General features: G+C 70.5%; 1 protein-coding gene and 1 pseudogene. Both read left to right on the top strand.

All coding sequences use genetic code 11. The features are described 5' to 3' along the window. A partial coding sequence (tal, locus tag I5E_RS17915; protein WP_022908198.1) for a transaldolase occupies window positions 1-856 on the top strand: 856 nt, incomplete at its 5' end. Continuing rightward, window positions 853-1,546: pseudogene (locus I5E_RS17910) on the top strand (glucose-6-phosphate isomerase); the annotation flags it as partial. The gene tal and the pseudogene I5E_RS17910, both read left to right, overlap by 4 nt.

The following is a 1,546-nucleotide window of genomic DNA, read 5'->3' as shown; positions in this document are numbered from 1 at the left end:
CGCGAACGCGTCCGACATCTTCAAGCCGATCTACGACTCGACCAAGGGCTTCGACGGCCGCGTGTCGATCGAGGTCGAGCCCGGCCTCGCGCACGACACCCAGAAGACCATCGAGCAGGCCAAGTTCCTGTTCGACAAGGTCGGCCGCGAGAACGTGCTCATCAAGATCCCGGCGACCGTCGAGGGCCTCGAGGCCATCACCGAGGTCATCGCCGCCGGCATCTCGGTCAACGTCACCCTGATCTTCTCGCTCGAGCGCTACCGCGCCGTCATCGACGCCTACCTCGGTGGTCTCGAGAAGGCCAAGGCCGCCGGCCACGACCTCTCGAAGATCCACTCGGTCGCGTCCTTCTTCGTGTCGCGCGTCGACTCCGAGATCGACAAGCGTCTCGACGCCGTCGGCACGGACGAGGCGAAGGCCCTCAAGTCGAAGGCCGGCATCGCGAACGCCCAGCTCGCGTACCAGGTCTGGACCGAGGCGTTCGCCTCCGAGCGCGCCCTCGGCCTGCTCGAGGCCGGCGCGAACACCCAGCGCCCGCTGTGGGCGTCGACCGGTGTCAAGGACCCGTCGCTGCCGGACACGCTCTACGTGACCGAGCTCGCCGCGCCGAGCACCGTCAACACCATGCCGGGCAAGACCCTCGACGCCACGTTCGACCACGGCGAGATCCACGGCGACGCCATCGCCGGCTCGTTCGACGAGGCGCAGCAGGTCCTCGACCAGATCGCCGCCCAGGGCATCAGCTACGACGACGTCGTGGCGCTGCTCGAGCGTGAGGGCGTCGACAAGTTCATCGTCTCGTGGGGCGAGCTCGTCGACACCGTCAAGACCGCGCTCGAGGGCGCCAAGGAGTGACGGTCTCCATCGCCGCCAGCGGTGACGCGGCGCGGGCCATCGACCAGGTGGTCCCGCGTATCGTCACCGACCTGGTGGCGTCGGGCATCACGGCCCAGGACCCCGAGCTCTGGGGTCCGGACGCCGAGGCCGAGGCGTCGAAGCGCCTCGGCTGGGTGGAGGCCGTCTCGGTCTCCCGCCCGCTCGTCGCCGAGGTCGCTGCCCTCCGCGAGTCGCTCCGTGCCGAGGGGGTCGACCACGTCGTCCTCGCCGGCATGGGCGGCTCGTCGCTCGCACCGGAGGTCATCACCCGGACCGCCGGTGTGCCGCTCACGGTCCTCGACTCCACCGACCCGGCACAGGTCCGGGCCGCTGTGGAGCACCAGCTGGACCGCACCGTGCTCGTCGTCTCCTCGAAGTCGGGTTCGACGCTCGAGACCGACTCGCAGCGCCGTGTGTACGAGCAGGCCTTCCGCGACGCCGGCATCGACCCGGCGAAGCGGATCGTCGTCGTCACCGACCCGGGCTCTCCGCTCGAGGCCGCGGCCATCGACGCCGGGTACCGCGTGTTCACCGCCGACCCGAACGTGGGCGGCCGCTACTCCGCGCTGACCGCGTTCGGCCTCGTGCCGTCCGGCCTCGCGGGCGCCGACATCGCGGAACTCCTCGACGAGGCCGACGCGATCTCCGCGCTCCTCGCGGTCGACATCG

The organism is Curtobacterium sp. B18 (genome assembly GCF_000333375.1).
Lineage (GTDB): Bacteria > Actinomycetota > Actinomycetes > Actinomycetales > Microbacteriaceae > Curtobacterium.
This window is presented reverse-complemented; position numbering and strand designations above follow the sequence as displayed.